The organism is Stenotrophomonas pictorum JCM 9942, from assembly GCF_001310775.1.
GTDB classification, from domain to species: domain Bacteria; phylum Pseudomonadota; class Gammaproteobacteria; order Xanthomonadales; family Xanthomonadaceae; genus Stenotrophomonas; species Stenotrophomonas pictorum.
Genome location: NZ_BAZI01000219.1, coordinates 1 through 4,718, shown reverse-complemented (window position 1 = coordinate 4,718; position 4,718 = coordinate 1). Strand labels below are relative to the sequence as shown.

At 68.7% G+C, this 4,718-nt stretch carries 4 protein-coding genes; all 4 read left to right on the top strand.

Annotated elements, in window-relative coordinates; genetic code table 11:
• A partial coding sequence (locus tag JCM9942_RS11065) for a hypothetical protein (RefSeq protein ID WP_054659669.1) occupies nt 1-706 on the top strand: 706 nt, incomplete at its 5' end.
• On the top strand, nt 706-1,116 hold the full coding sequence (locus JCM9942_RS11060) for a hypothetical protein (protein ID WP_145974300.1): 411 nt from the start codon (nt 706-708) through the stop codon (nt 1,114-1,116). The genes JCM9942_RS11065 and JCM9942_RS11060, both read left to right, overlap by 1 nt.
• Before the next feature lie 22 nt (nt 1,117-1,138).
• A complete protein-coding gene (gene purD, locus JCM9942_RS11055; RefSeq protein ID WP_054659665.1) occupies nt 1,139-2,455 on the top strand; it encodes a phosphoribosylamine--glycine ligase in 1,317 nt (438 codons plus the stop codon).
• A gap of 103 nt (nt 2,456-2,558) precedes the next feature.
• The coding region (gene yccS, locus JCM9942_RS11050; RefSeq protein WP_054659663.1) for a YccS family putative transporter at nt 2,559-4,718 on the top strand (2,160 nt) is incomplete at its 3' end.

Here is a 4,718-nt window from a genome sequence, read left to right as displayed (position 1 = left end):
TGACGCGGTACGGGCGCTGCTGCAGGAGCGCTACGGCGCGCCAGCACAGCTGACCGGGAAATGGGCGCAGCAGCTGGAGGATCCGGGCACCGGCAGCGCCCGCCCGGTCCAGCGCGCGCTGTGCGCCGACCACGGCATCACCCTCGGCGGCAACCGCTACCGCATGCTGGCCGTCTGCACCGGCTATGCCAACGCCACCTCGATCGAGCTGGGCACCACCGATTTCATCGTGCTGCATGAGGCCGCCGACGGCAGCATGTGCCTTGCCGCCGAGTTGCCCGGGCGCGCCAGTGGCGCCGACGGACAGCCGGGCAGCATCAGCACGGTGCAGGTGGGCGCCGGAGCGTGGGCCTACCAGATCGACGACGAGCTGGTGGCCGTCGGCTCCAGAACGCGACACCGCGCCTGGCTGCTGTTCGATGGCGGCGACAGGCTCGCGGACGCCGGCTGGCTGCGTGTGCACTGGGACAACCACAACGCCATCGAATGCAACGCCGCCGGCCATTGCGCGCCCGGCACGCTGGCGCTGGATCTGGATATCCGGCCCGACGACAGCCAGCCCGCCGTGCCCTACTGGCCGCTGCGGGTGACCGAAAGCGGGCGCGACTGCCACGGCCGGACCAACCGGACCCATACCGTCACCTACGATCCGGCACAGGCGCGCTACCTGATCCCGGCCGACCTGCAACGCGAGGAATGCCGCTGATGCGCAAGACCGTTCTGCTTCTGGCTGCCGTTGCCGGCAGCGCCCTGTTGCCCGGCTGTGGCAGCGACCAGCTCACCGGTGCCCAGCGCGCGGCCATCGCCACGCTGGGCACGGAACTGCCCGCACCCTATCGCGATGGCCTGGTGATCGATTCGGTGCACCGCCATGGCGATGACCTGGTGCTGATGATCCGTTTTCCCGAGGCCACCGTGGCCATGGCCAAAGCCAAGCCCGACCTGTTCGCCGCGCTGCGCCGCGATGAAGCCGAGGCCATCGCCGAGCTGTGCCAGGAACCGGCGTTGGCTCCGGTCTACGCGGCCGGTGGCGGTGTGCGCCGCCGCTTCGTCGATGCCAACGGCGCGGTGTTTTTCGAAGTCGCCCTGAGCGCTTCCGACTGCCCTTCCCCTTGAATGCCCCACAGGAACTGACCCCATGAAAATCCTCGTCATCGGCGCCGGTGGCCGTGAACACGCTCTGGCCTGGAAGCTGGCGCAATCGCCGCGCGTGAGCGAAGTGATCGTCGCCCCGGGCAACGCCGGTACCGCCACCGAAGCCAAGTGCCGCAACGTGGCGGTCAAGGTCACCGACATCGACGGCCTGCTGCGCCTGGCCCAGGACGAGGCGGTGGGGCTGACCGTGGTCGGTCCGGAAGTGCCGCTGGTGCTGGGTGTGGTGGACCGCTTCCGCGCTGCCGGCCTGCGCATCTTCGGCCCGACCGCCGCCGCCGCGCAGCTGGAAGGCAGCAAGGCCTTCGCCAAGGATTTCCTCGCCCGCCATGGCATTCCCACCGCGTTCTACGCGGTGCACACCGAGGTGGCGCCGGCGCTGGCCTATCTGCGCGAGAAGGGCGCGCCGATCGTGATCAAGGCCGATGGTCTGGCCGCGGGCAAGGGCGTGATCGTGGCGATGACCCTGGACGAGGCCGAAGCGGCGGTGCACGACATGCTCAGCGGCAACGCCTTCGGCGATGCAGGCGCACGCGTGGTGATCGAGGAGTTCCTCGAGGGCGAGGAAGCCAGCTTCATCTCGATGGTCGACGGCCGCACCGCGCTGCCGATGGCGACATCACAGGATCACAAACGCGTGGGCGATGGCGACACCGGCCCGAACACCGGCGGCATGGGCGCCTACTCTCCCGCTCCGGTGGTCACCCCTGAAGTGCATGCACGGGTGATGCGCGAAGTGGTGGAGCCGACCGTGGCCGGCATGATCAAAGATGGCGTGCCGTTCACCGGCTTCCTGTATGCCGGGCTGATGATCGATGCCAGCGGTGCGCCGAAGGTCATCGAATTCAACGTGCGCTTCGGCGACCCGGAAACCCAGCCGGTGATGCTGCGCCTGCAGTCGGATCTGGTCGAGCTGCTCGAGGCGGCCATCGACGGCGCGCTGGCTGGCGTGGAAGCCTGCTGGGATCCACGTCCCAGTCTGGGCGTGGTGATGGCCGCCCGGCCGTATCCGGAAACACCGATCACCGGCGAGGTGATCTCGGGCCTGCAGGACGTGCCGGGGGATATTTCCCACGGCGGCGCCAAGGTCTTCCACGCCGGCACCGCGCAGGACGCCGCAGGCAACATCCTTTCCGCCGGCGGCCGTGTGCTGTGCGTGGCCGCGCTGGGTGACAGCGTCTCCGCCGCGCAGCGGCACGCGTATGCCGGTGTGGCGAAGATCCACTGGACCCACGCGTTCCACCGCAGCGACATCGGCTGGCGTGCCATCGCCCGCGAGCAGGATCAGGCTGATCCCCCCTGAAACAGACCGGTGCGCTCGCCCTGCGGTCGCACCGGACGATTGCCGGTCTGTCCCCGGGACCGGCAATAATGGCCCCTGATCCCATCATCGAGCGCCACCCGCCTTGGAATCGCGCCTGACCCGGCTGTGGGCCCACGAGAAAGCCAGCTATGGGCTGCGGGTGTTCATCGCGCTCACCGCCGCTCTGGCCTACGGCTGGTACGACGGCCCTATCGGGGCGATCCCGGGGCTGTTCCTGGGCATCATCGCCAGCGCCATCGCCGAGACCGATGACAACTGGTGGGGACGCACCAAATCGGTGCTGCTGTCGCTGCTGTGCTTTGTCGCGGCCGCCGCCGCGGTGGTCGTGCTGTTCCCGCATCCGCTGCCGTTCATTACCGCGCTGGCGCTGACCGCGTTCGGCCTGACCCTGCTCGGCGCACTGGGCGAGCGTTATGCCTCCATCGGCCAGGCCACGGTGACACTGGCGATCTACGCGATGATCGCGCTGGACCAGCACCCTGGCAGCAGCCAGTGGCAGGCGACGGGTGAAGTGCTGCCATTGCTGGCGGGCGCGGCGTGGTACGGACTGCTGTCGATCCTGTGGGCGGCGATGTTCGCCAACCGCCCGGTGCGCGAGCGTCTGGCGCGGCTGTTCGTCGAGCTGGGCCAGTACCTGCAGCTCAAGGCCGACCTGTTCGAACCGGTACGGCAGGGCGACCTGGAGGCGCGACAGCTGGCGCTGGCCGAGCAGAACGTGCGCGTGGTGCGGGCGCTGAACATCGCCAAGACCGCGATCCTCAGCCGCTTCGGCCGCTCCGGGCGGCCAGGTGTGCAATCGGGTCTGTATTTCCGCCTGTACTACATGGCGCAGGATTTCCATGAGCGGGCCAGCTCCTCGCACTACCCCTATGAGGCACTGGCCGAAGCCTTCTTCCACAGCGACGTGCTCTACCGCTGCCGGCGCCTGCTGTCGCTGCAGGGCAAGGCCTGCCAGGCCCTGGGCCAGGCCATCCGACTGCGCCAGCCCTTTGACTATGGTGAGCGCACCCGCGTGGCCGGACAGGACCTGCAGTCCTCGCTGCAGTACCTGCGCGCGCAGCACAACCCGCAGTGGACGCGCCTGCTCGGTTCGCTGCAGCTGCTGGCGGCCAACCTGTCCAGCATCGAGCGGCAATTGTCGGAAACCGCGCTGGCCGACACCCCGCTGGAAGGCATCGACACCCGCCTGCGCGATTCCTCGCCGCATACCCTGCGCGAGATCGGCACGCGCCTGCGCCAGGCCCTCACGCCCGGCTCGCTGCTGTTCCGCCACGGCGTGCGTATCGGCATCGCCCTGATCGCCGGCTATGCCCTGCTTGCGCTGGTGCATCCGGAAAACGGCTACTGGATCCTGCTGACCATCGTGTTCGTGTGCCGCCCGCATTTCGGTGCGACCCGCTTGCGACTGGTGCAGCGCATCGCCGGCACACTGCTCGGCCTGGGCGTGACCTGGGCATTGATGCAGCTGTTTCCCGGTACCGGCCTGCAGCTGTTGCTGGCGCTGGCCGCGGCGCTGCTGTTCTTCATCACCCGTACCGACCGCTATGTGATCGCCACCGCGGCGATCACCCTGATGGCACTGCTGTGCTTCAACCTGCTCGGCGATGGCTTCGTGCTGATCTGGCCGCGCCTGCTCGACACGCTGATCGGCTGCGTCATCGCCGCGCTGGCCTCGCTGCTGATCCTGCCGGACTGGGAAGGCCGGCGGCTGCACAAGGTGATGGCGCAGGTGGTGGCGACCGGCGCGGCGTATCTGGAGGAGGTGCTGGGCCAGTACCGCAGCGGCATGCGCGATGACCTGCCCTACCGTATCGCCCGACGCGACATGCACAACGCCGATGTCGCCCTGTCGGCAGCCCTGTCCAACATGCTGCGCGAACCGGGCTATGCCCGCGGCAATCTCGATGCGGGTTTCCGCTTCCTCGCCCTGTCCAACACCTTGCTGGGCTATCTGTCGGCACTGGGGGCGCATCGCGCGCAGGCGGTGGTGGTCAGCGATGATCCGCTGGTCCACCAGGGCCAGCAGCAGCTGCAGCAGTCGCTGTCGCAACTGGCGCAGGCACTGGGCAAACGCGAGGCCGCCACGCCGCAGGAAGACGAGATCGCCCTGGCCGATGCACTGGAGCAGACACCCGAGGACATCAACGAGAAATCGCAGCTGGTACGTACCCAGCTGGCGCTCATGCTGCGGCTGCTGCCGCGGCTGCGCACGGTGGCCGCCGAAGCGGTGGCAACAACCACT